This is a genomic window from Bifidobacterium italicum (genome assembly GCF_002286915.1).
Classification (GTDB): domain Bacteria; phylum Actinomycetota; class Actinomycetes; order Actinomycetales; family Bifidobacteriaceae; genus Bifidobacterium; species Bifidobacterium italicum.
Genome location: NZ_MVOG01000007.1, coordinates 32,592 through 53,675, shown reverse-complemented (window position 1 = coordinate 53,675; position 21,084 = coordinate 32,592). Strand labels below are relative to the sequence as shown.

The window sequence follows — 21,084 nt, the reverse complement described above, 5'->3', positions numbered from 1 at the left end:
TATATATATAGGTATTCGGTATATATATAATATATATATAGGTATTCGGTGAGAGGGTGTGATGCGTCCGTGACGCCTCACACCCTCTTGTCTTATGCGTTTTCGCATCCCAATCGGATACGCTCAGCCGTCACGGCGTCTGAGCGTATGCAGCGATGCGGTGGCGCAGATGACGACGGTGACGATCGTCATCATCATCATGATCCGTTTCGCGAGCGCATTCGGGTCATGCCGGGGCGTCAACGTGACGCTTTCCGTCGGGCGGTCGGCCTGCAGCTGCGTCGTCTGGCCGTTGGCCTTCGGCCCGCGCAGATTGTCGGAGAGCGCCACGTTGAGCGATGCGATCGGATCGATGACGCCCCATCCGTATTCGTCATCACGCTCATCGGGATGGCTACGGTTCGCGGTCGCCAGGATTCGCTGCTTCCATTGCGCCGGCGTCTCGTCGGGGTAGCGTTCGGCGATGAGCGCCGCCTGCCCGCTCACGAACGCCGTCGCATAGCTTGTGGAGGATCCATCGCTGAATCCGCAGTCCACGCCGCTGGGAATCGTCGAGGCCACATTGGCCCCGGGCGCCACGACGTCCACCTGCGTGCCATGGATCGCGTCCTCGGTGGAGGTGAGCTCCATCGTCACGGCGGATACGCCGACGACTTCCGGATACGCCGCCGGATAGCGCATGCCGTCCACGGTGCTTGACGACGTGAGCCGGTTGCCCGCGCTCGCCACGACGAGCGCGCCGTGTTTGGTCGCATATTTCACGGCGTCCTGCATCGCCGGGAGGTCATGGGTGTCGCTCATCGAGATGCTGATGACCTGTGCGCCGTGGTCCGCGGCATAGCGGACGCCGTCCGCGAGCGTGAACATGTCGGCGTTGCCGGTCGTCTGCCCGTTTTCCTGCCGCAGCGCCTCGAAGACGCGAATCGGCATGATCTTGGCGTCCGGCGCGATGCCGACGACGGAGGATCCTTTGATCCGTCGCGCGCCGATGATGCCGGCCACGATGGTCCCGTGACTGTAGACGTCCTTCCTCCCCTTCGAATCGTCGTCGGGAATGTAGCTTTTCCCTTCCACGACGGCGTCGGCAAGGTGCGGGTTCTCGGTGCTGACGCCCGAGTCGATGACGGCGACCGTCACGCCCTTGCCGGTGCTTTGCTGGTGCAGGGCCTCCACATTGAACAGTGTGTTCGTCCACGGCGTGTCGGTGATGTAGTTTTCGATGCCCGCCTGGCATTGGCGTTGCCCATCATCCGCCTGCGCGGCGCGCATCGCCGTCTGCGGGCCGAGACCGATGGCGGCCATCGTGCACAGGCATGCGCAGATCGCGGCCACGGCGCGCGCGAACCGGCGCGGCAGGCGTGTAGCGGAACTGTTGCTCATTGCCGTTCCGCCTGTTCGGAAGCGTCATGTTCCTTCACCGTTTCCACTTCCGGCTTCTTCGCGCCGGGCGCGCTCGCCGCAGCCTGCGGCGTCAGTTCGACGCCGGTCGGGAAGATGTCGACCCATCCGCGTGGGACGTTATGCACGTCCTCATTGGTGTAACCGAGCCGTTTGAGCGTTTCCTCCTGTGCGCCGGGCAGCGGATACGCGGTGCCGGTAGCGTCGATCGCGTAGATGGTTCCCGCTGTGCCGTTGCCGCCGATGCTGGCTCGCATGAGCACCCCGGTGCCGCCTCGGATCGTCGTGGTGATGTTCGCCTCGTCATCCTGCACATCCGTGTCCGTGCGCGCCTGCTGTGCGATGTCATCATCGGTGTAGAATTGCGCGGTCGTGCCGTCGCCGTCCGGTTGCAGCGGAAGCGCCGCGCACATCGCGCTGCTGTCGTCCGTCATCATGAGCTCGGTGTGCGGCCAGTCCTCGGGCAACGGCGGCTGTTTCGCATTGGTGAGCTTTTGGAATTCCGACGCGCTCAGCATGATGGGTTCGAGTTGCTCGTCGCTTTTGCCTATCGCATACAGGGCATAGGCTACGTCGTCGAGATGGCTGATCGATCCGTCTTCCATGACGACGTAGCGCGCTTCCAAAGGGGCGTCCTGCTGCATGACGATCGCGCCGGGGCGGATGTCTCCGGTGGGGGCGCCCTCTGACGAGCCGATGGTGATCGGCTGCATCGCCGCCCCCGCTTCGAAGAGATTGAGCCATTGGATCGACGCATCGATCTGTGCGGTCTGCGGGATGCCGTAGGCGCGCAGGAATCCGTCGCGCTGGTTCACGTTTGCGGGCAGCCGGTACCGTTTCGTGTTCGAGATGAGATAGTCGGTTCCGTCGACATGCGCGACGACGGCCTCCTTGTTCTCGGAGCGTTTCGGCGAATCGTCGCTGATCGTGTTGTACAGGCGATGTTCGTAGGTGCAGCTTGTGGCCGTTCCGTTCACAAGTCCGCTGCGTGCGGGGAGGGAATCCGGCGCCCCCAGAATGCCGAGCGTGGAATCGATCGGGATGCCTTCGAGCTGCTCGTCGTCGACGGTGATGACGGCGAAATCCGACGAGGGGATCATCAGGCGCGCACTGATCGCGTTGATGACCGGGTGCAGTCTGCCGTTGACGCTGACGTAGCGTGCGGCGGAGTTCTTGGCGACGATGAGCTTGCTGTTCTGCCAGTTGTCCGGCAACGCCGGCTTCATGTATCCGTAGAACACGCCGACGAGAACGGCGATGATCGTCAATCCGATGCCGACGATGACCGGCGTCTGGTTCTTCTTCGGCGTGAGTTCCACATCCGAGGGGATACCGCTCGTGAAGGCGGTGACGAGTCGGCGGCGTGAATAACGTTGCGCTTCGGCGAGGTCTTTTTTGTCGGCCATGGTGGATGCTCCCCCTGTTGGACGGTCAGGACGCCATGATGACGAAGTATGCGAGTGGCGGCAGCGTGAGGATGCAGATGACTTCGATGGCGTCCGTCACACGTGTCACGAACAGCGATTGCCTCCGTGAGATGTAGGTGAAGACCAAGGCGATGATGGCGCAGGCGAGCAGTCCGATGGCGAGCGCGGGCCGTGTCTGGGGCTGTGTGGCGGCGAGCAGCAGCACGTTGAGCAGGATGCCGATGCCTGCGGCGCCGACGGTGAGCGCCATTTCCCGCAATGTGTAGATCTGCCGCGAATCGAGCAGCATCGCGGCGAAGGCGAGTAGGCAGAGCAGCGGGGCGAACGGGCCATGGAGGCTCACGACATACGGTGTGCAGATGAGGAGCGTCGCGGCGATGGAGATGCGGCCGATGAACAGGTAGGTGGAGCCTTGAATGTAACGCCTGCGGATGTCTTCATAGTCGATCGGCTCGGGTAATGCGAAGATCTCCGATTCCGATTGCGGACTATGGACGCTGATGCGTGCCATCGACAGACACATCCACGGCAGCGCATTGATGACGAGGGCGGCGGCCGTCGCGGTGATGACCCACGCCGGTTTGAGCGCATGCGGTGAAACCGCACCCAGGGCGCTTGGAATGGCCGTGACTGCGCCGACGGTGATCGGGGCGAAGCCGTAAGGCCGGGTGTGGGGAGCCACGAACACCATGATGACGCCGGCCATGAGGAATCCAACGGCCGCGCCGAGCGTCGGCGCACCGTATGCCGGTGCGGCCGGATGCGTCGCGGCGATGCATTGGAAGCCGGTGAGCGCCGCGAAGATGCCGGACAGCAATCCGATGACGATGGCCGGGATCCGTAGTCGGTGGTTGTCGAGCAACGCCGTCAGCGCAAGCATGATGATGGCGAATGCGGCGCCGATGGAGGCGGAGAGGACGGAGGGCGGCGTGACGGCCAGACATATCGCACTGATGACGAGCATGCCGACGCAGATGATCAGGGTCGTCATCGTGGTGTGTTCGGTCGTCCATGCGCGGTAGACCTGTCCGACGTTCGAACCGACCGCTTCCACGACATCGTCATAGATGACGTCTGGGTCGGCGAGGGCCCCCGGCGTGAGCGCGAAGGCATGCCGGGACGCGATGTATTGCTGGGGGATGGTACGGGCCGGATCAAGCGTTTCGCCGTCGTCGTTGACGAGTCGGTAGCCCCCGTAGACGATTGCTGGGTCAAGGACGCCGAGACGGCTCGCGATGTCGGGGAGGAGCTCGGCGACGATGACGTCGGGCGCCACCGTCAGGGTCACCGAGCGTTTCTTGTAGGACACGGTGATCGAAATCGGCGATTGCTGGCCGATTTCCGGGCCGTCCATGATGTCGTCCCCCGTTTGTGGACCCATTGCCTGAGCATCCGGGACGAAGGGTGGAGGTGACGGCACGTAGGCATTGGCGTCCATGTTCCCTGCCTTTCTTTTGAACTGTTCCCGGAAGGCTAAGCGTCGCTCTCACTATTGAGATTCGCAGGAGCGGGTTTGTTCCCCCGACGGCACAAGCATTGCTTCCCAACGGTATGCGTCAAAGATTGTATATCATACTCCGGGAAAACCGGGAATCGCAGGGTGAAGGTCATAGGGAATCCTTGATTTTTCAAGCTTTTGCGCAAGATGAAGACAGCAGTCGGATGATGGGAGCATAAGCCGGAAGGTAGGTGCCGGCCTGTTTCAGCCATGCAGGATCAAGGCGGAATGCGCATGCAATATAACCGATTGTGTGGAAAAATCTGAACACTACTCTAATGGTTGAATTCTTGAAACATGTATGCATGAATGGAACATATGTGGGATATGCTGATTCAATCTGCGGTTTGGATGTGGGACCAACGCCAATGAGGACGTGTTTCTCGTAGGGGGCTCCGTCGATAAGCAAGCGGCAGTGATAATAACCAACCTTCGGACGCAATGGAGGAACAGCATGGCTGAGAAGATCGCAGCTGGTGAGGGCGCGCTTGAGAAGGGCGCCGTCGCCGTGGAAAACGCGAGGGTCGGCATCGATCAGCGCATCAAGGACATCGAGAGCAAGATGGGGGAGCTCGGATCCTTCTGGAAGGGAGATGCGGCCACTTCGTACAACGCGCTGATGATGGCGTGGCAGCAGAAGGCGAATGATCTTAACCGCATCCTCAATGATCTGCGCGACAACATTCGCGGAACCGCGAAGGATCAGGCGGCGAACGAAGCGGACAACCAGTCCCAGACCTCGCGCCTGCAGGCGCTGCTGGGCTGAGTACGGCGAATAGCAAACATCACAAGCACACACAACAGTTGAGGAGAAACCAATGGTAGGTTCCATTTCCGTTCGCCCGCAGATGGTCGGTCAGCTTTCGAGCGACATCGCCAATGATTCCAAGGGCATCAGCCAGGAGCTCGATACGCTTGATTCCCAGGTGCGCTCGCTCATCGATCAGTGGGACGGCGCCGCGCAGGAAGCGTATTACCGTGCGCAGACCGATTGGAACAGGAAGATTCAGGAGATGAACCAGATTCTGGCCCAGATCTCCACCACCACTCAGCAGATCGCCGATCAGTACGTGGAGTCGGACAACCGCTCCGCTGCGCGCTTCTGACGAACCTCGGTGGCGGCGCGATGCGTGTAATGCGGTTGGGGCGCCACCGGTAGGGGGCATTGGGAACGCATCAATGCGCCCAATGGCGGCATTGACGAGCAGAGAAAACAAGTAGAGAAGCTGGTGCGGTGGTCGCGAGAGGGCGAATGCCGCACCGGCGCACATACGTTGACATGTATGTGATGTCGAGATGGGTGACCGTTCATGCGCATAATCGGTATGCCCAGTTAAGTATGAGGAAGTACTTCGATCTTTATGAGACGATCGACTCGGATGAATTGGGCTGGTGCTGTTGTCAGCACCATGGCTGCGGTGTTGGCTGTGGCGTTGGTTGTAACGCCGTCGGCGTGGGCGGTGGAGTTGGATGCCGGGGATTGGTATGTCACGAGGACGGGTGTGCAGGATGCGTGGGGTCAGGGTGTGACCGGCAAGGGCATCAAGGTTGCGGTGATGGATACGCAGGTCGTGTTGGATTATCCTGCGATCGCGGGTAAGCATGTGGAGTCGAAACTGGTGTTGAAGGATGGGGCGACGTGGTGTATGGATCGCAAGAAGGAGCTTCGTATGGATGTGTCGGATTCGGGGCTTCGTGCGGGGGACCGGGGGCTTTATGTGACGCATGGGACGATGATGGCGTCGTATATCGTGGGTGATGGTTCTGGTTATGACGGTGGTCGTGGTCTGGTGGGTGTGGCGCAGGATGCGCAGGTGACCGCGTATCCGATTGGGTTCGGCGTGTCCTGGCTTGGCGGGGATGTTCCGTTGTGCAAGGTTGGCGGTGAGCTTGATTTTGCGACGGTGTTGCGTGCGGCGGTTGCGGATGGCAATCGGATCGTGAACATGTCGTTCGAGTCTGAGGATCGTCCCGAACTGGTCGAGGCTATGGTTGACGCGTGGCGTGCTGGTGTGGTGGTTGTGGCGGGTTCGGGTAATGATACGGAGGATTCGGGTCCGAGGGATTATGTGGGTGAGCCGGTGAAGACGAACCGGTTCCCGGGTGTGCTGAGCGTGAACGGTGCGGATGAGTCGGGGAATGCGAATCGTCGTGATGGTGGTGTGACGTTGCTGGCGCCGGCGGAGGCTACCAATGGGTATGCGGGGGGTGACGAGCGTGAAGTGGAGGTGGATTCTGGTGGTTCGTCGTCGGCGTCGGCGATCACCAGTGGGATGTTGGCGTTGGTGATGGGCAAGTGGCCGGATGCGACGGGCAATCAGGTGTTGCAGTCGGTGGTGCGTAACACGCAGGGCAACACATCGGGTGAGCCGGTGTTCGACCAGGATCTGCGTGCCGGGTTCGGCGTGATCGATCTGCCGCGTTTGTTGGCGACGGATCCGGCCCGGTATCCGGATGTCAATCCGTTGTTGGAGGCGGCCGTGACCAACAGCGAGCGGCATGAGGAGACGCGTGGCATGTACACGGATCGTTCGGATTGGGGCGATCATTTGATCGGGACGGTTGATTCGTTCGATCTGGATGGTAGTACCCCTATCGATGTGACGCGTGAGGCGTCGTTGGTGGGTGAGGAGTATGAGCGGCAGAAGAGCGCGTGGGCGAAGGTGGAGCAGTGCCGTAAGGACGGTGGCGCCGATTGCATGCAGTACTCGGCCACCCGCACCGGACAGGCCGCGTCGTCCTCATCGTCTCCGTCGTCTGACAATGGGCAGTCCGCGGCGCCGAAGTCCGACGTCGCCGGTGATGGCGCATCGGGCGCGGACGCATCGTCTTCGTCTGGTTCGGTGTGGTTGTGGGCGACGCTCGGTGCGGGCGTCGCTGCTATGGCCGCGCTCATCGTCGTCGCCTGTCTGGTCGTGCGCCGCCGCAGGCGCTTGCAAGCTGCCGTTGCGCCCGTGTCTTCGGCTGTTGCGTCGATGCCGGCGAATGTGTCTGGTGGTGGTCGTTGGTGATTGGTGTTCATGCTTCTGTTCGTGTTGGAAAGGATTTGGTGATGGGTGTGTCTCGCGTGGTGGTGCGGGTGCGTGCCGTGTGTGTCGTGGTTGTGGCTGCGGTGTTGGCGTTGGCGTTGGTTGTGGTGCCGTCCGTGTGGGCGGTGGAGTTGGATGCCGGTGATTGGTATGTCACGGGGACCGGTGTGCGCGATGCGTGGGGCCAGGGTGTGACCGGCAAGGGTGTGAAGGTCGCGGTGTTGGATGATCAGTTGGTTGTTGATTATCCGGGGATCGCGGGTAAGCATGTGGCGTCGAGGTTGGTGCTTCCTGATGGTGCTTCGTCGTGTGTGAATTTGAAGAAGACGCGGATGATGCGTGTGTCGGATCCGGCGTTGCGTGCGGGTGATGGGGGGATTTATGTGACGCATGGGACGATGATGACTGCGTATATCGTGGGTGATGGTTCGGGCTATGACGGCAATCGTGGTCTGGTGGGTGTGGCGCAGGATGCGCAAGTGACGCATTACCCGTTAACGTTTGGATCTGCTGGTCTGTCTGGTTTTTCTGAAGCTTGCTCTACCAATGGTAAAGCCATCGATTTTGCCGGTTCCGTCCGTCAGGCCGTTGCGAATGGCGATCGTATTATCAATCTGTCGTTCGAAGGTAGGAGTGGTTCGGATATGGTTGAGGCGTATGTCGGGGCGTTGCGCGCCGGAGTGGTAGTCGTGTCTGGTTCGGGTAATGATACGGAGGATTCGGGGCCGAAGGATTATGTGGGCGAGCCGACGAAGATCAATCGTTTTCCCGGGGTGTTGGCGGTGAACGGCGCGGATGAGTCGGGGAATGCGAACCGTCGTGATGGCGGTGTGACGTTGCTGGCGCCGAGCGAGGGGATCAACAGGTATGCGGTTGGTGATGCGCGTGTGGTGAAGGTGGATTCTGGTGGTTCGTCGTCGGCGTCGGCGATCACCAGTGGGATGTTGGCGTTGGTGATGAGCAAATGGCCGGATGCGACGGGTAATCAGGTGTTGCAGTCGGTGGTGCGCAACACGCAAGGCAACACGAGTGGGGAGCCGGTGTTCGACCAGGATCTGCGTGCCGGGTTCGGTGTGATTGATCTGCCGCGTTTGTTGGCGACGGATCCATCGCAGTATCCGGATGTCAATCCGTTGTTGGAGGCTGCGGTGGCCAACAGCGAGCGGCATGAGGAGACGCGTGGCATGTATACGGATCATTCCGATTGGAGCCAATTGGCGGGGATGACCGATCCGTTCGGGTTGGATGATAGTTCGGGCATAGATGTGCCCAAAGAGGCCGATCTCGTTGGTGAGGAGTATGAGCGGCAGAAGGCGGCGTGGGCGAAGGTGGAGCAGTGCCGCAAGGACGGTGGCGCCGATTGCATGCAGTACTCGGCCACCCGCACCGGCCAGGCCATGTCATCCTCGACGTCTGACAATGGGCAGGCTGCTGCGCCTAAAGCTGATGGTGCCGGTGCGTCGGGTGTGACCACATCGTCTGCGTCGTCTTCGTCTGGTTCGGTGTGGTTGTGGGCGGCGTTGGGTAGCGGCATCGTGGCCGTGGCCGCGCTTATCGTCGTCGCCTGTCTGGTCGTGCGTCGCCGCAGGCGCTTGCCTGTGGACGTTGCGCCCGTGCCGGCCGCCGCTCCGCCGATGCCGGCGAATGCGTCAGGGGCGTCTGGCCTAGGAGGATATCCTCCCGCTGGCCCCGTCGCGCCAATGACTTATGGCAGTACTTATGTAGGTCATGACTCTCGAGATAATCCTCGTGAAAACAAGTGAATATGAAAGAGAACTTTTAGGAAAGGAATGAAATGTCAACGCATGAAGTGAACTCATCTATTGGTTTCTTTGAATCGCGCCTAGCGTCTATCGCGCAAACTGATCGATGGGATGCGGATGGCATCATTGATAATATCCGTAATTATCAGGCGATGCTTAAGACGTTACGGGACAAGGTGGATGGTGTGCGTTCGTGGATGGTGCAGTCGGGTGATTTCGACTGCTCGGCTCAGGACAGCATGTATGCGAAGGCGAAAGAGGTCGTTGACAACATCGATGATCATTTCGCTGCCAACCAGCAATGCCTGACCGATATGAAGAGAGCCATCGAGGCGCATAATGAGGGGATCATTGAGGCGAACAACGTGACGCTTCCGGGCAGTCGTCTGAATGCCGCGCAGGAGCAGCAGATCATGGATGCCACCGAGCCAATGAATGTCGTTGTTCCCGGATTGGGCACCTTGACTGGCATGATGGGCATTGCCGGCGTCAATCTCATCTCCCAGCTGATGGTAAGCCATCGTGAAGATGAGGCAGAGAAAAAGTATAATGCAATAATTAATAGTGTTCGAGGGGCGGTTGTTTCGCCTCCAGATCCGATTCCAGTTGTGGATATGGGGCAAACTCCTGATGGGTGGCCAATTCCTGATCACTCCCAGAGTGGTGATGGGTCTGGTCCTTCCAGCGTCGGTGCAGGTGTGGGTGCTGGCGCGACTGCGGCTGGTGTTGGTGTTGCCGCAGCGGCTCGTGCAGGACGTTCAAGCGCTTCGTCGGTTGCTGCTGTGTCGGCTGGTCGGTCGTCGTCGGCCGGAAGCGGTGCTGCGGGGTCGCTTGCGGGGGCTGCCCGACCGTTGGGAACATTGCAGGGCGGTGCCGATCGTGCGAATGGTTCGTCGGGTTCTGCGGGACGTGACGGCTATCGCGTTGGCGGCTCGAACGATGATGATCGGCATGACGATTATCTGTATGAGTGGGATGAGAACGGCACGTACCGCTATGATTCCGATCGTAATGCGTGGGTGCGTACCGATGCCGATGGCGTTGATGTGGACAGCTACAGCATGCGTGGTGTGACGGGTCTTTCCTCGGCGGCTTCGGCTGGCGGCGTCGCCGCTGCCGGTGTCGCCGCGACCGGTGTGGCCGGACGTGCGGGCATGATGTCGTCCGCAGCCGGTGGGGCGCTGATGGGTTCGGCAGGCGCCGGCGGCACATTGGGCTTGGTAGGTGCTGTCGGCGGGACAGGTGTGGGCTCGTTCTATGCGAACAATCCGGTTACGGCTACAGTGTCCTCGGCGTCGTCGATTCGTGGCGCGCAGGGATTGGCGGCAGGGTTGCGCAACAATGCGGCGGCAGCTGGTGCGGCTGGTGCGGCTGGGCGTGCTAATCCGGCGATGATGGGTTCCGGTGCTGGCGCCGGTGGTGCTGGTGGCGATAAGAAGAAGCGGCAGCAGCTTGGCTATGTGGCGCCGGTCATCGAGGAGGATGAGGAGTTCAGTCCCACACCGATCGGCAACATGGCCGGGCGTCGCCGCAGTGCCCAAGAGGCGTGAACGGCGCAAACCATTTTCGAACAGCATGAAAGGAGCATGACCAATGGTGGACGAAATCAACATCAATCCGCAGCAGGATCGTGTGATGGTGCGTAAACTGCGGCATCTCAATACGGACATCGACCGTACGAGGAACGCACGATGGCAGCCGGCGCAGCACGACTCCCCGGAGTTCTTCGGACAGGATCTGGACAAGCAGATCGCGCAGATGAGCGAGAATTACCACAAGTCACGCAAGAATCTCAAAACGACGTTGGAGGCATACGCCAAATGGCTCGAAGAGGTCGTCGCGAACTTCGAGACGGCTGAGGAGACTCAGCAGTCGGCAATCGACGCGAAGACGGCCGCAGTGGCCGACGCAGCCGACGCCGCCGAATTCAGGCGTGATCTGCACGAGAACGAGCGCAAAGCCGGCGGCCAGACGCTCAGCGGCACATTGCGGGCATCGATCGAGGATGTCCACGACACGATCCTCGATTTCATTGCCAGTCAGGAACAGGCGTAGAAACGCCTGAACCAACCGATACCAGACCGTCATAGGAACAGGGAGCGATACTGTGTCAGACGAAATCAAGATGGATTGTGGCGATCTGAAGGGATTGCAGGCGCAATACGGTTCGGCATCACGCGAGTTCATGGCGACGATGGGCGCATTCAATCAGAACGAGGACCCGAGCTTCGGTCTCGTGCTGCAGATGTTCCGTCCCATGTACACGTCGGCCAAGGAATGCACGTCAAGTTATCTGAGCAACATTGGTCAGGTGCTCAGCTACCTGCAGGGGGCGATTGATGGCGCCCAACAGGATTTCGCCAATACAGAGGAGGACGCCATCGAGTATCTGAAGAACATTCAGGACCACCTTGAGCAGATTGATAACAAACTTGACCGGCTTGAGCGCGGCGGAGGCGGAACCGGTGCTGGGGGTGGCACGGTCGGCGGCAGCGGCACCATCGGCGGAGGCCCCGGAGTGGCTGGTGGAGGCGGCTATGTCGGCAGTGGTTCCACGGACAGTGGTTCGGAGCAGGATGATGACCGATACGAAGGCTCCGTTGCGCAGGAAGCCGGCAACGTCGATGCGGACGCATCCGGATCCGTTGAGCCGCCGGCGAGTGGGCAGACACCTGCCGATGACGGTCGTACGGCGAGAAGCGTCGATCCGGATACCGGTACCATCTCTCCCGACGGGGATGCATCTGTTGCGGGCGACGGCACCGGTAGGACGCCGGACGCTGACGGCTCCGCCGATGCGGGCGCCAATGGCACTCCGGACGCAGGCGGCACTGGAGTCGGCGTCGACGGGCGCCCGGGCAATCCATCTGACGGCGTCAATACGATTGGGCTGGATGTCAGCGGGGACGCGCAGGACGAATACTCGCTCAACCTCACCGACGGCAACACGCATGCGGTCATGGAAGCCGATGGTTCGATCCGCCTGAGCAAAACGGATGAGGACGCGACGCACATACCGTTGCCGGACGGCATGCGCCCGAAGGATGCGTCCACGTTCACGTTGGACGCGAACAACGACGGCACCAACGACCTGGCGATGACGCCGGACATGGGCGCCGATGCCCGGATCAGCGTCTACGAGGACGGCGATGATCAGTTCGCCGCCGTGGACTTCGACAACGACGGCGATTATGACGCGGTCATGCGCGTCGGCGAATCGGCTGCGGCACGGGCGAAAGCCCAACAGGATGCCACGGCGGCCGCATGGGAGCAGATCGCCAGCAGCGACCCACTCGGACGCAGCCCCGAAGAACTCCAGGCGCTCTTCCTCGAGAGGGACATCACACGGCTGCCTGAACGTGAAGGCATCAACACTGCGGTCTGAGCAATCCGGACGCGCATGGCGGTAACGAAACACATACGAACAGAAGGACCATATCATGACATCCGTTGCTCCGAGCACCAACGTGTTGACGACGAGAGGCGCACAATTGGCAACCGACTCGTCGACACTGCGCAAATTGGTAGGCGACGCCAAAACCGTTTCCGACCTGAACGAGCTGATCCAATCCGGCGTCCAGCTCGCAGGCGCGATCATCTCTGCCGTCGATGGCATATTCGAAGGCCTGTTCGGATTCAGTCCGATTGATGAATGGATCAAGAAGCCCTTCAGCGGCGATTGGGACGCGATGACCACGACCGCTGAACGATGGGATGCGCTTGCGGCCAACCTGACCCAGACCGCAGCCGCCATCACGGAGGTCTCCAACGCCGTGGGCGACGGCACAAGCTGGAGCGGTGAGGCTTCCAATGCGTTCAAGAAAGATAACGCGGCGCTCACGAAGGCGATGCAAGCCGGCGTCACGCCTTGCCGGGAAGGTGCAGAGGGGATGCGGAAGCTGGCCCAGCTTGCCGAGGATACCTTCAATTTCATCATGAGCACACTGCAGGAGATCTCCAATCTGCTTGCGAGCGTTTTGGCGGATATCTCCATCCCGGTGATTGGTCAGTTCAAGGGGGCATGGGATACCCATAAGGTGATCGATGCCGTCACGAATCTGGTCACGACCGTCAGTAACCGGGTTAAGCAGATGCTGGCGACGGCACGGACCTTTGCCAATTGCCTTGCGCATTTCGGTACTGCGTACGATCAGTCAGTGAGCGCCCTGTCCCAATGCAAGCTGACCTCAGGCGCGCCATTGAGCGCTTCCACGCAGAACATGATCAAAACAGCAGAATTCCTTACGAATCCAAGCGTCGGCCTCAATGACCTGACATCAGGGATCGGGAATGGTTTGGGAACAATGGGCAAGGGGGGCTTGGGATGGATTGACGTGGGCCGGCGAAAAGGTCGGAGAAGGAGTCGAGTGGGTCGGTAATACGTTATTGGAGGGCGGACAGTTCGTCGGCAATGGTCTTTTCGACGGCGCGCAGGCCGGACAGCGCGCATTGGGCGACGCCACGCAATGGGGCGGCAATATGATCTATGATGCTGGGCAGTCAGTGCTGGATTGGAACATTGACAGAGGTCAGGATCTTCGACGTGGCTGGAACAACGCCACGACCGGTGCCGCCAATTTCGTCGATGACAGACTTTCGGACTTCTTCGATTTTGTCGGCGCGCATGGGGTGGCTGACAATCTTGACCAGCGTTCCGCGGAACGCACCGCGGCGAATGACGCCCGTAATGAGGCCAATGACCGCAGCACCGACCAATGGCAAGAGAATAACCGGCAGAGATGGGATAGAGGGCAGGATCGATTCAATATGTTGTATGACAGCGGACAGGATGCCATCGAGGGCCTTGGCGATTCGGTACAGGAATGGGCCAACGACAGCCTCGATGGCGCACAGGGCCAGAAGCATGAGGATGACGGTGGCGGCTCCTTCGGCGGCCGCTAAATCACCACAATATGTAATGTGACATAAGACAGATACAGGGAGAGAGAGCATAGATGGCATCCACCGAATTCGAAGCATTCATGCAGCAGCTCGAACAAGCGCAGAAAGAACTCAGGCAGGCACGCAAGGAACTCGAAGAACTCCATGCGAACAACCAGCCCCGTCTGGCCGAGCATCATGAGGAGGTCGTCAAAGCGCGACGCGCCGGACAGATGGGCAAGGCATGGCAGACGCTCCAGTCACGCATCGATCTGGGCAAGACCTGCGAAATGGACATTTTCAACGGCATCGACAAGTCACCCGAAGCGCGCGAGGTGAGGGCCGACATCGTCAGGAACATGACGAAGGTGCGTGACGATCTCGATGCGATGGATCCGGAGGAAAAGACGAAGCGGGACTATCTGCGGGCCATGGAGAGCTCGGCCACGCTGCAGGCGATGGAAGCCGGCATGCGCAAGGACGTCTGACACACGCCCATGACGCTCTCTTCTCTTCCACGTCCCGCACGGGCGACGCAGCAGGACGGCGTGCATCTGGCCATGCCCGTCATCATGGGGCTGGCGGCATGCGCCGCCATGCTGCCATATGGTTTTACGCCGATGGATGCGACCATCTCCTTCAGGTTCATCGCGAGCATCGCCGCCGCTCTCATGCTGGCCGCCGTCTTCGCCGACCATGCGAGTCTGAGCCGCTCGAAACGGCATGAGCATAACGCGGCCGCATGGTATCTGACCGCGGGCATCTGGTTGGCGATGTGCGCCGGGACCGCCGGCGCCGCGCTGATCCCCACGTCGCATCCCGTCATCGTCGCCGTGTTCTGCATGGCATGCGCGGGAGGCATCGAGGCGGCGGTCATGTCGACGCGCGTCGCCCATCCGCAGCTGACCGGCACCGTGCGTGTATGCATGATCGTGTTCCTATTGACGGCGCTGGGCTGTGCGGCGGCGATCTGCCTCGACGCGCGCCCGGCGATCCTCGCGGCGTTCGGCGTGGCGATGGGCATCTGGGGCGTGCAGATGATGGCGAACCTCATCGTACGCGTGCCCGACCGTTATCTCGTGCAGTGGCGCAGATACATGACGCGCCGATGGACGGTGCGCGGCAGCATCCCCGAAGACGCGCGCATGCTCACCGACGACGACGTGCATGAGGACATGCAGCGTTTCCTCGCGCAATACACGGCGGGAACGATCTGCTGCACGGTATGCGTGGCGCTGTCCTTCCTTGCGCTCGCGGCGAGCGTCGATTACACGGTCGTGCTCGATCGCATCGCCTTCATCGTCGCGGGCGCGTCCATCGTGCTGTACCTGGCTTTGAAGCCGCGTCAATCCGGTCGTCCCTTCGAACGTTTCCTGATGAGAGGAGCGGCCGTGGCGTCATTGATGATCGTCGTCGTTTTTCTGCCTTCGGCGCTGCCGCAATGGGGAGCGCAGATGCCGGTGATGATCATCGGCGTATGCGGCGTGGCGGGGCTGGCGTTGGGCTTCGGCATGATCTCGCAAAGCAACGGGTTCTATTCGCTCGCATTGTCCCGGATAGGGGATGGTTGCTGTTTTGCGGCATTGTGCTTCGCGCCGGTCGCGGCCCTGCTGTCCGCGGGTCTTGTGGAATGGTTGAGAGGAATCGTATGAGCATCGTCATCGGGCCGTCCGCCGGGCAACGGCAGGAGAAGACCTATGCAGTGGCATCGTGCGGCAAGCAGATCGCATCGAACTGCATCGACCTCGCCGTGCTGGTCATCGCCGCGGGCACCACCCAACTGCTGGGCCATGATCCGGTGCTGACGATCATCGTGGCGGTGGAACTGGTGCTGACGATGATGATTTGGGAGGGTGCTCGCGGTGAGACGATCGGCAGACTCGTCACCGGGACGCGGACCGTGCGCGAGGAGTGCGCGACGAGCAGGAACGGCGGCGTGCTGCCGGCGGGGATGCTGCTCATCATGAGGAAATACGGGATGCTGCTGGTGTGCGCGTGCGCGGCGGGCGTGGGACTCATCGTCGAGATGGGTTCATCGGCGTTCCCTTCGAAATCTGATATCCGCCGTGACTGGGCGGACGCCGTGGCATCCCTCGTCCAGGTGGACATCGACCGCCCGCTGCTGCTGCGCATCAGTACGGCGGGTGCTCCGATCGGTTCGTCGTTGGATTTCCGCTACACATCGACCAGCACCGCCATGCCGGACACGACTGGTTCCGCGATGATGCCTGCGGCCGAGGAACCGGCGCCGATGCACGATGCCCACGCCGGAACGGCACCCGTTGCCCCGCCGGCCGTACCGGTGCCCGCGCCGATGGCGATAGAAGAGCCCGTCACGCCGCCGCCAGCCGCTGCTGCCGGACCGGTGGCGGCTGCGGCTGCCGCTCCGGCCGTGGCTGCGACTTCGACTCCCGCCGCGCAGGCGCACCCCCGACGGGCGTCGACGAAACCGCGGCATTCGAAACGTCGGCCCGATCCGGCGTTGCCGATCCGTCCGCCGGCGTTGCCGAGCCGTCCGGCGCAGCCGGCCGCCGGCGTCCATGTCGCGCTGCCGCAGCGCCCGGCGGGCGATGCCGTCGAAGAGCCCACGCTCATCATGTATCTCGAAGGCGGCACACGGCTGAATCTGCCGCAGCGGGGAGCGGTCGTCGTCGGCAGGAGGCCCACGGCGGTCGAGGACGGCGATCGCACCGTCACGCTCAAGGACACGACGGGAACGGTGTCGCGCAGCCATGCGCGCATCGAGATCGACGACGGCGGCGTCTGGATCACCGATCTGGGCAGTCTCAACGGCACGTCGGTCATCACCGACGGCGAGGAACACCGGCTGCAACGGGATGTACGTGAGAGGATCGAGCCCGGCGTGCGCCTGTCGTTCGGCGACATGACCGGCAGCATCATGAGGATCGCACGAAGGAGGAACGCGTGAGCAAGGAGATGAAGTCGGACCGTCTGCAGGGGCCGGTCGCGCCGAAGGGGCGCATCGTGCTGCAGCCGCCGCCGGAACTCGAGGCGAGCGACGGCGTCAACACGGTGCTGACCTCGATGGTGCCGCTGCTCGGCTCGGTCAGCGCGATCATCATGATGCTGATGACGAACAGCGGATTGACCGGACTGCTCACCGGCGGCATGTTCATGCTGTCCTCGATGGGATTCGTCGTCGTCAACGGCGTGCGGCAGCGTTCGCAGCGCATGGCGAACCTCACGGCCTCGCGCCGTGAGTATCTGACCTATCTCGCCCAGACGCGCAAGGCGGTGCGTACGTCGGCGTACCGGCAGCGCAGCGCCGCATTGTGGAACGCGCCCAACCCGGATGCGTTGGTGGCGGTCGCGTGCGAACCGGCGCGACGGTGGGAGCGCATGCCCTCGGATGACGATTTCATGACGCTGCGATTGGGCAGCCATGAGGAGGAGCTGAGCGTCAAACTCGAATCCCCGGAGATCTCGGCGCTCGCCCAGCTCGACCCGGTGTCCGCCTCGGCGGCGCATCGCTTCCTCATCGCGCATTCGAAGCTGCGCAACATGCCCTTCACCGTGGACATGCGGCAGTATAAGCGCATCGAGCTGCTCGGCGACCCCGAGCAGGTGCAGCCGCTTGTGCGCGCCATGCTGGCGCAGGCGGTCGTCTGGCATTCGCCCGAACATCTGAAGGTGGCCGTGCTCGCCGCCGAGGACAGGATCGGCGACTGGGAATGGGTGCGCATGCTGCCTCATGCGCGCACGGACGGCGCATATGCCGATGACGGTTATACGGACCGGGCCGCTTCGTCGAGGCGGTACATGGTCACGTCGAACGCGCATGACGTGGATGCGCTCGTCGGCCCGGACATCACAAGCCGGGGCGTCTTCAGCATCGCCGAGTATTCCTCGCAGCCGCATCTGCTCATCATCAACGACGGCTACGAGATCGGAGCGCTCGGCAAGCAGACGCGTGTCTTCGACGCAGCCGGCCTCGACGGCGTGACGGTCATCGACATGCCGGAGTCGTGGGATGATCTGACCGAGACGAACGTGCTGCGCATGCTGTTCTCCGAAACGATGGTCGAGCGAGGGCTGAACGTCGTCGAGCACACGCTCGACACAGGCATCGTGCAGCTGTCGTCGACGGCGATGAAACAGCCCATCGAACTGCATGCGGATGCGTTGAGCGTCGGTGAGGTACGGGCCGTGGCGCGACGGTTGGGCGACGTGTCGATGAGCGACGGAAGCGCCGGTGCGCAAATGGATTCCGCGCCGCACAGGAGCGGCAACGATCTGCCGAGCCTGCTCGGCATCACCGACCTCAAGCACATCGATCTGGATGCGTTGTGGGCGTATCGCACCGGCCGCACGCGTCTCAATGTGCCGATCGGACTGTATGACGACCAGTCTCCGGCGATGCTGGACATCAAGGAGATGGGTCAGCGCGGCATGGGTCCGCACGGCGTGCTCGTCGGCGCGACCGGTTCGGGCAAGTCGGAGGTGTTGCGCACGCTTGTGCTGTCGCTCGCGTTGAGCCATTCTCCCGATCAGCTCAATTTCGTGCTCATCGATTTCAAGGGCGGTGCGACCTTCGCCGGCATGGACGGCATGCCGCACATCTCGTCGATCATCACGAACCTCGGACGTGAGGCTTCGCTCGTCGATCGTATGGAGGACGCGTTGGACGGCGAGATCAATCGGCGTCAGGAGCTGCTGCGCGATGCGGGCAATCTCGCGAACATCACCGAATACGAGGATCTGCGTGTCAATGGGGGTCGGGACGACCTCAAGCCGTTGCCGTCGCTCGTCGTCGTCGTGGATGAGTTCTCCGAGCTGATGAAGGCGAAGCCGGACATCGTGCAGTCCTTCGTGCGCATCGGCGCCGTCGGGCGTTCCCTCGGCATCCATCTGCTCATCGCGTCGCAGCGTCTCGAGCAGGGCAAGCTGCGTGGCCTTGACGAGCATCTGTCCTACCGCATCGGTCTGAAGACGTTCTCGGCGAGCGAGTCGCGCGCCGTGCTCGGCGTGACGGACGCCTTCGAGCTGCCGAGCCTTCCCGGCATCGGCTATCTCAAGAAGCCGGACGGTACGATGTCGCGGTTCCGCGCGTCCTACGTCTCCGGCGTCCCGGAGGGCTTCGGCGGGGACGAGACGACGTTCCAGTACGCCGTCGAGCAGATGCGCGGCAGGGGTACGCCGGCGCATCAGGTGTGGCTGGCGCCGCTGACCACGCCGGATACGCTTGATCGCTTCATGCCGGATCTGCAGATCGTGCAGGGTCTCGGGTTGGTGTCGCCGTACTGGCGCAAGCAGGGGGCGCTTGTCGCGCCCTGCGCGATCGAGGACAAGCCCCGTGAACAGAAGCGCGAGGTCATGGCCGTCGACTTCTCCGGCGCAGGCGGTCATATGGCCGTTGTCGGCGGTCCGTTGAGCGGCAAGAGCATGATGCTGCGCACGATCGTCACATCGTTGGCGCTGTCGCATACGCCATTGGAGACGCAGTTCTACGTCATCGACTGCGGTGGCGGCTCGTTCACGCCATTGCACCGGCTCGCCCATGTCAGCGGCGTCGCCTCCGGCAACGAAGAGGAGAAGGTACGCCGTACGATCGCCGAGATCGGCGGCATCATCGCCAGCCGCGAGGTCTTCTTCAAGAAGACCGGCATCGACGGCATCGAAACGTATCGTCGCCGCCGCGCCGAAGGCGCGATCAACGACGGGTTCGGCGACGTGTTCCTCATCATCGACGGTTGGGGCAACTTCCGCGCCGACTACGAGGAACTCGAACCGAAGGTGCAGCAGATCGTGGCGCGCGGCCTGACCTATGGCGTGCATGTGCTGCTCAGTGCGAACCGTTGGATGGAGATCCGTGCGAACATCGCCGATTCGATCGGCACGAAGCTCGAGCTGCGTCTGGGCGAGCCCGGCGACTCGGTCATCGACCGCAAGGTGGCCCAGACGGTGCCGATGGGCATGGCCGGACGAGGCGTCAGCGCGGCCGGGTTGCACATGATGGTCGGCCTGCCGCGCATCGACGGTCACGACGATCCGGCCACGGTCGGCGATGGCGTCGAGGACCTCATCGAGAAGGTGAACGGCGCTTGGCGGGGCAAGCCGGGGCCGAAGCTGCGCCTGCTGCCGGAGATGCTCGAACACGAGCAGCTGCTCACGTACATGCACCGGAACGAGGCCTACAAGAAAATCGTCGACGTGCCGGGCAACTTCGTGTTCGGCATCAGCGAGGATGCGTTGGCGCCGGTCGGATTCAACCTCGACACCTATCCGCTGTGCTATCTCTTCGGCGAGTCGAAGTCCGGAAAGTCGTCGTTCCTGCGTCTCGTCGTCCGGGAGATCGAACGCGTATACGCCGGCAACGAAGCGAAGATCTTCATGATCGACTATCGCCGGGCGAACCTCGCGCAGATCCCGCAGTCGCATCTCGCCGGATACATCACGTCCCCGGACGATGCGACCGCGCAGATGCAGGAACTCGCCGAGTATCTCAAGACGCGCATGCCGGGACCGGATCTGACGGCGGAACAGCTGCGGAACCGTTCCTGGTGGACGGGGTCGGAGGTGTATCTGCTCGTGGACGACTACGATCTGGTCTCCACGTCGTCGGGCAATCCGTTGCGTCCGCTCGTGCCGTTCCTCGCACAGGCGGCCGATGTGGGGCTGCATGTGATCCTCACGCGCCGTACCGGCGGCGCGAGCCGTGCGATGTATGACCCGGTCATTCAGGCGTGTCAGGATCTGGGCATGCCGGGCATCCTGCTCTCCGGCGACCCTAACGAGGGGCAGCTGATTGGCCGCGTCAAACCGAAGCGCTCCGTTCCGGGACGCGCGCAGGTCGTCACGCGAGACGAGGGACTCTTCGTCGCCCAGCTCGCCTACACGCCGTTGCGTGACTGAAAACGACGTCGACGCGCATATGACGCAGCGGCTGGTCCAGCTGACGGACCGCGACATCAGGACGGCGCATCGTCTTCGCCGTGACGTCCTCGACCGCACGCCTTTCGCCGCCCACGGCAAACGCCGAGGGCGCGGCGGCGGGTGCAGTAGAATCGTGCACGTATGGTCCGGTCGCGGATAATCGGCCGGATCGGTGGTCTGATGCATATCAAGTG

Annotated in this window: 16 protein-coding genes; 13 read left to right on the top strand and 3 right to left on the bottom strand. The window is 62.1% G+C overall.

The genetic code is table 11. The annotated features are described in order from the left end of the window. Window positions 1-123: 123 nt before the first annotated feature. Genes mycP through B1400_RS03025 form a run of 3 tightly spaced genes read right to left on the bottom strand, consistent with a single transcriptional unit; the run spans window position 124 to window position 4,179 of the window. Entirely contained in the window at window positions 124-1,380 is a 1,257-nt protein-coding gene (mycP, locus tag B1400_RS03035) for a type VII secretion-associated serine protease mycosin (protein ID WP_095612986.1), read from the bottom strand. Next, a complete protein-coding gene (gene eccB / locus B1400_RS03030; RefSeq protein WP_095612985.1) occupies window positions 1,377-2,804 on the bottom strand; it encodes a type VII secretion protein EccB in 1,428 nt (475 codons plus the stop codon). The genes mycP and eccB overlap by 4 nt, the downstream gene beginning before the upstream one ends. Before the next feature lie 25 nt (window positions 2,805-2,829). Continuing rightward, window positions 2,830-4,179 (bottom strand): EsaB/YukD family protein, encoded by a 1,350-nt coding sequence (locus tag B1400_RS03025; protein WP_095612984.1) that lies wholly within the window; start codon window positions 4,177-4,179, stop codon window positions 2,830-2,832. Window positions 4,180-4,777: 598 nt separating this feature from the next. Between B1400_RS03025 and B1400_RS03020 the strand changes: the two genes are divergently transcribed. The 13 genes from B1400_RS03020 to eccCa all read left to right on the top strand — a co-directional run bounded on the left by B1400_RS03020 (window position 4,778) and on the right by eccCa (window position 20,869). Further along, window positions 4,778-5,089: a WXG100 family type VII secretion target gene (locus B1400_RS03020; protein ID WP_095612983.1), complete on the top strand. Its 312-nt coding sequence runs from the start codon at window positions 4,778-4,780 to the stop codon at window positions 5,087-5,089. A 52-nt stretch (window positions 5,090-5,141) separates the two neighbouring features. After that, complete coding sequence (locus B1400_RS03015) at window positions 5,142-5,429, top strand: WXG100 family type VII secretion target (RefSeq protein WP_095612982.1); 288 nt, start codon at window positions 5,142-5,144, stop codon at window positions 5,427-5,429. Between the two features lie 273 nt (window positions 5,430-5,702). Beyond that, on the top strand, window positions 5,703-7,334 hold the full coding sequence (locus B1400_RS03010) for a S8 family serine peptidase (protein ID WP_106408291.1): 1,632 nt from the start codon (window positions 5,703-5,705) through the stop codon (window positions 7,332-7,334). A gap of 41 nt (window positions 7,335-7,375) precedes the next feature. Then, entirely contained in the window at window positions 7,376-9,115 is a 1,740-nt protein-coding gene (locus tag B1400_RS03005) for a S8 family serine peptidase (protein WP_095612980.1), read from the top strand. A 32-nt stretch (window positions 9,116-9,147) separates the two neighbouring features. Then, window positions 9,148-10,665, top strand: coding sequence for a hypothetical protein (locus B1400_RS09470; RefSeq protein WP_133064599.1), 1,518 nt, complete (start codon window positions 9,148-9,150; stop codon window positions 10,663-10,665). 43 nt (window positions 10,666-10,708) lie between these two features. Then, complete coding sequence (locus tag B1400_RS02990) at window positions 10,709-11,170, top strand: hypothetical protein (RefSeq protein WP_095612978.1); 462 nt, start codon at window positions 10,709-10,711, stop codon at window positions 11,168-11,170. A gap of 130 nt (window positions 11,171-11,300) precedes the next feature. Continuing rightward, window positions 11,301-12,500, top strand: a complete 1,200-nt coding sequence (locus B1400_RS02985) for a hypothetical protein (protein WP_235607291.1) — start codon at window positions 11,301-11,303, stop codon at window positions 12,498-12,500. 55 nt (window positions 12,501-12,555) lie between these two features. Continuing rightward, window positions 12,556-13,494 carry a hypothetical protein gene (locus B1400_RS02980; protein WP_095612976.1) on the top strand — a complete coding sequence of 313 codons (939 nt, stop codon included), beginning with the start codon at window positions 12,556-12,558 and terminating at the stop codon, window positions 13,492-13,494. Next, window positions 13,406-14,017, top strand: a complete 612-nt coding sequence (locus B1400_RS02975; RefSeq protein ID WP_133064597.1) for a hypothetical protein — start codon at window positions 13,406-13,408, stop codon at window positions 14,015-14,017. Before B1400_RS02980 ends, B1400_RS02975 begins: the two co-directional genes overlap by 89 nt. Window positions 14,018-14,070: 53 nt before the next feature. After that, a complete protein-coding gene (locus B1400_RS02970; RefSeq protein WP_095612974.1) occupies window positions 14,071-14,484 on the top strand; it encodes a hypothetical protein in 414 nt (137 codons plus the stop codon). Window positions 14,485-14,493: 9 nt separating this feature from the next. Further along, the gene (locus B1400_RS09610; protein WP_157909624.1) at window positions 14,494-15,648 is read left to right on the top strand and encodes a hypothetical protein; all 1,155 of its coding nucleotides are present in this window, start codon (window positions 14,494-14,496) and stop codon (window positions 15,646-15,648) included. Further along, window positions 15,645-16,925 carry an FHA domain-containing protein gene (locus B1400_RS02965; RefSeq protein ID WP_157909623.1) on the top strand — a complete coding sequence of 427 codons (1,281 nt, stop codon included), beginning with the start codon at window positions 15,645-15,647 and terminating at the stop codon, window positions 16,923-16,925. Before B1400_RS09610 ends, B1400_RS02965 begins: the two co-directional genes overlap by 4 nt. Beyond that, a complete protein-coding gene (gene eccCa, locus B1400_RS02960) occupies window positions 16,922-20,869 on the top strand; it encodes a type VII secretion protein EccCa (protein ID WP_235607290.1) in 3,948 nt (1,315 codons plus the stop codon). Before B1400_RS02965 ends, eccCa begins: the two co-directional genes overlap by 4 nt. The last annotated feature ends 215 nt before the right edge of the window (window positions 20,870-21,084 follow it).

Coding starts and splice junctions, on each gene's coding strand:
- mycP (WP_095612986.1), bottom strand. CDS start 1,380: ATGAGCAACAGTTCCGCTACACGCCTGCCGCGCCGGTTCGCGCGCGCC.
- eccB (WP_095612985.1), bottom strand. CDS start 2,804: ATGGCCGACAAAAAAGACCTCGCCGAAGCGCAACGTTATTCACGCCGC.
- B1400_RS03025 (WP_095612984.1), bottom strand. CDS start 4,179: ATGGACGGCCCGGAAATCGGCCAGCAATCGCCGATTTCGATCACCGTG.
- B1400_RS03020 (WP_095612983.1), top strand. CDS start 4,778: ATGGCTGAGAAGATCGCAGCTGGTGAGGGCGCGCTTGAGAAGGGCGCC.
- B1400_RS03015 (WP_095612982.1), top strand. CDS start 5,142: ATGGTAGGTTCCATTTCCGTTCGCCCGCAGATGGTCGGTCAGCTTTCG.
- B1400_RS03010 (WP_106408291.1), top strand. CDS start 5,703: ATGAATTGGGCTGGTGCTGTTGTCAGCACCATGGCTGCGGTGTTGGCT.
- B1400_RS03005 (WP_095612980.1), top strand. CDS start 7,376: ATGGGTGTGTCTCGCGTGGTGGTGCGGGTGCGTGCCGTGTGTGTCGTG.
- B1400_RS09470 (WP_133064599.1), top strand. CDS start 9,148: ATGTCAACGCATGAAGTGAACTCATCTATTGGTTTCTTTGAATCGCGC.
- B1400_RS02990 (WP_095612978.1), top strand. CDS start 10,709: ATGGTGGACGAAATCAACATCAATCCGCAGCAGGATCGTGTGATGGTG.
- B1400_RS02985 (WP_235607291.1), top strand. CDS start 11,301: ATGGCGACGATGGGCGCATTCAATCAGAACGAGGACCCGAGCTTCGGT.
- B1400_RS02980 (WP_095612976.1), top strand. CDS start 12,556: ATGACATCCGTTGCTCCGAGCACCAACGTGTTGACGACGAGAGGCGCA.
- B1400_RS02975 (WP_133064597.1), top strand. CDS start 13,406: ATGGTTTGGGAACAATGGGCAAGGGGGGCTTGGGATGGATTGACGTGG.
- B1400_RS02970 (WP_095612974.1), top strand. CDS start 14,071: ATGGCATCCACCGAATTCGAAGCATTCATGCAGCAGCTCGAACAAGCG.
- B1400_RS09610 (WP_157909624.1), top strand. CDS start 14,494: ATGACGCTCTCTTCTCTTCCACGTCCCGCACGGGCGACGCAGCAGGAC.
- B1400_RS02965 (WP_157909623.1), top strand. CDS start 15,645: ATGAGCATCGTCATCGGGCCGTCCGCCGGGCAACGGCAGGAGAAGACC.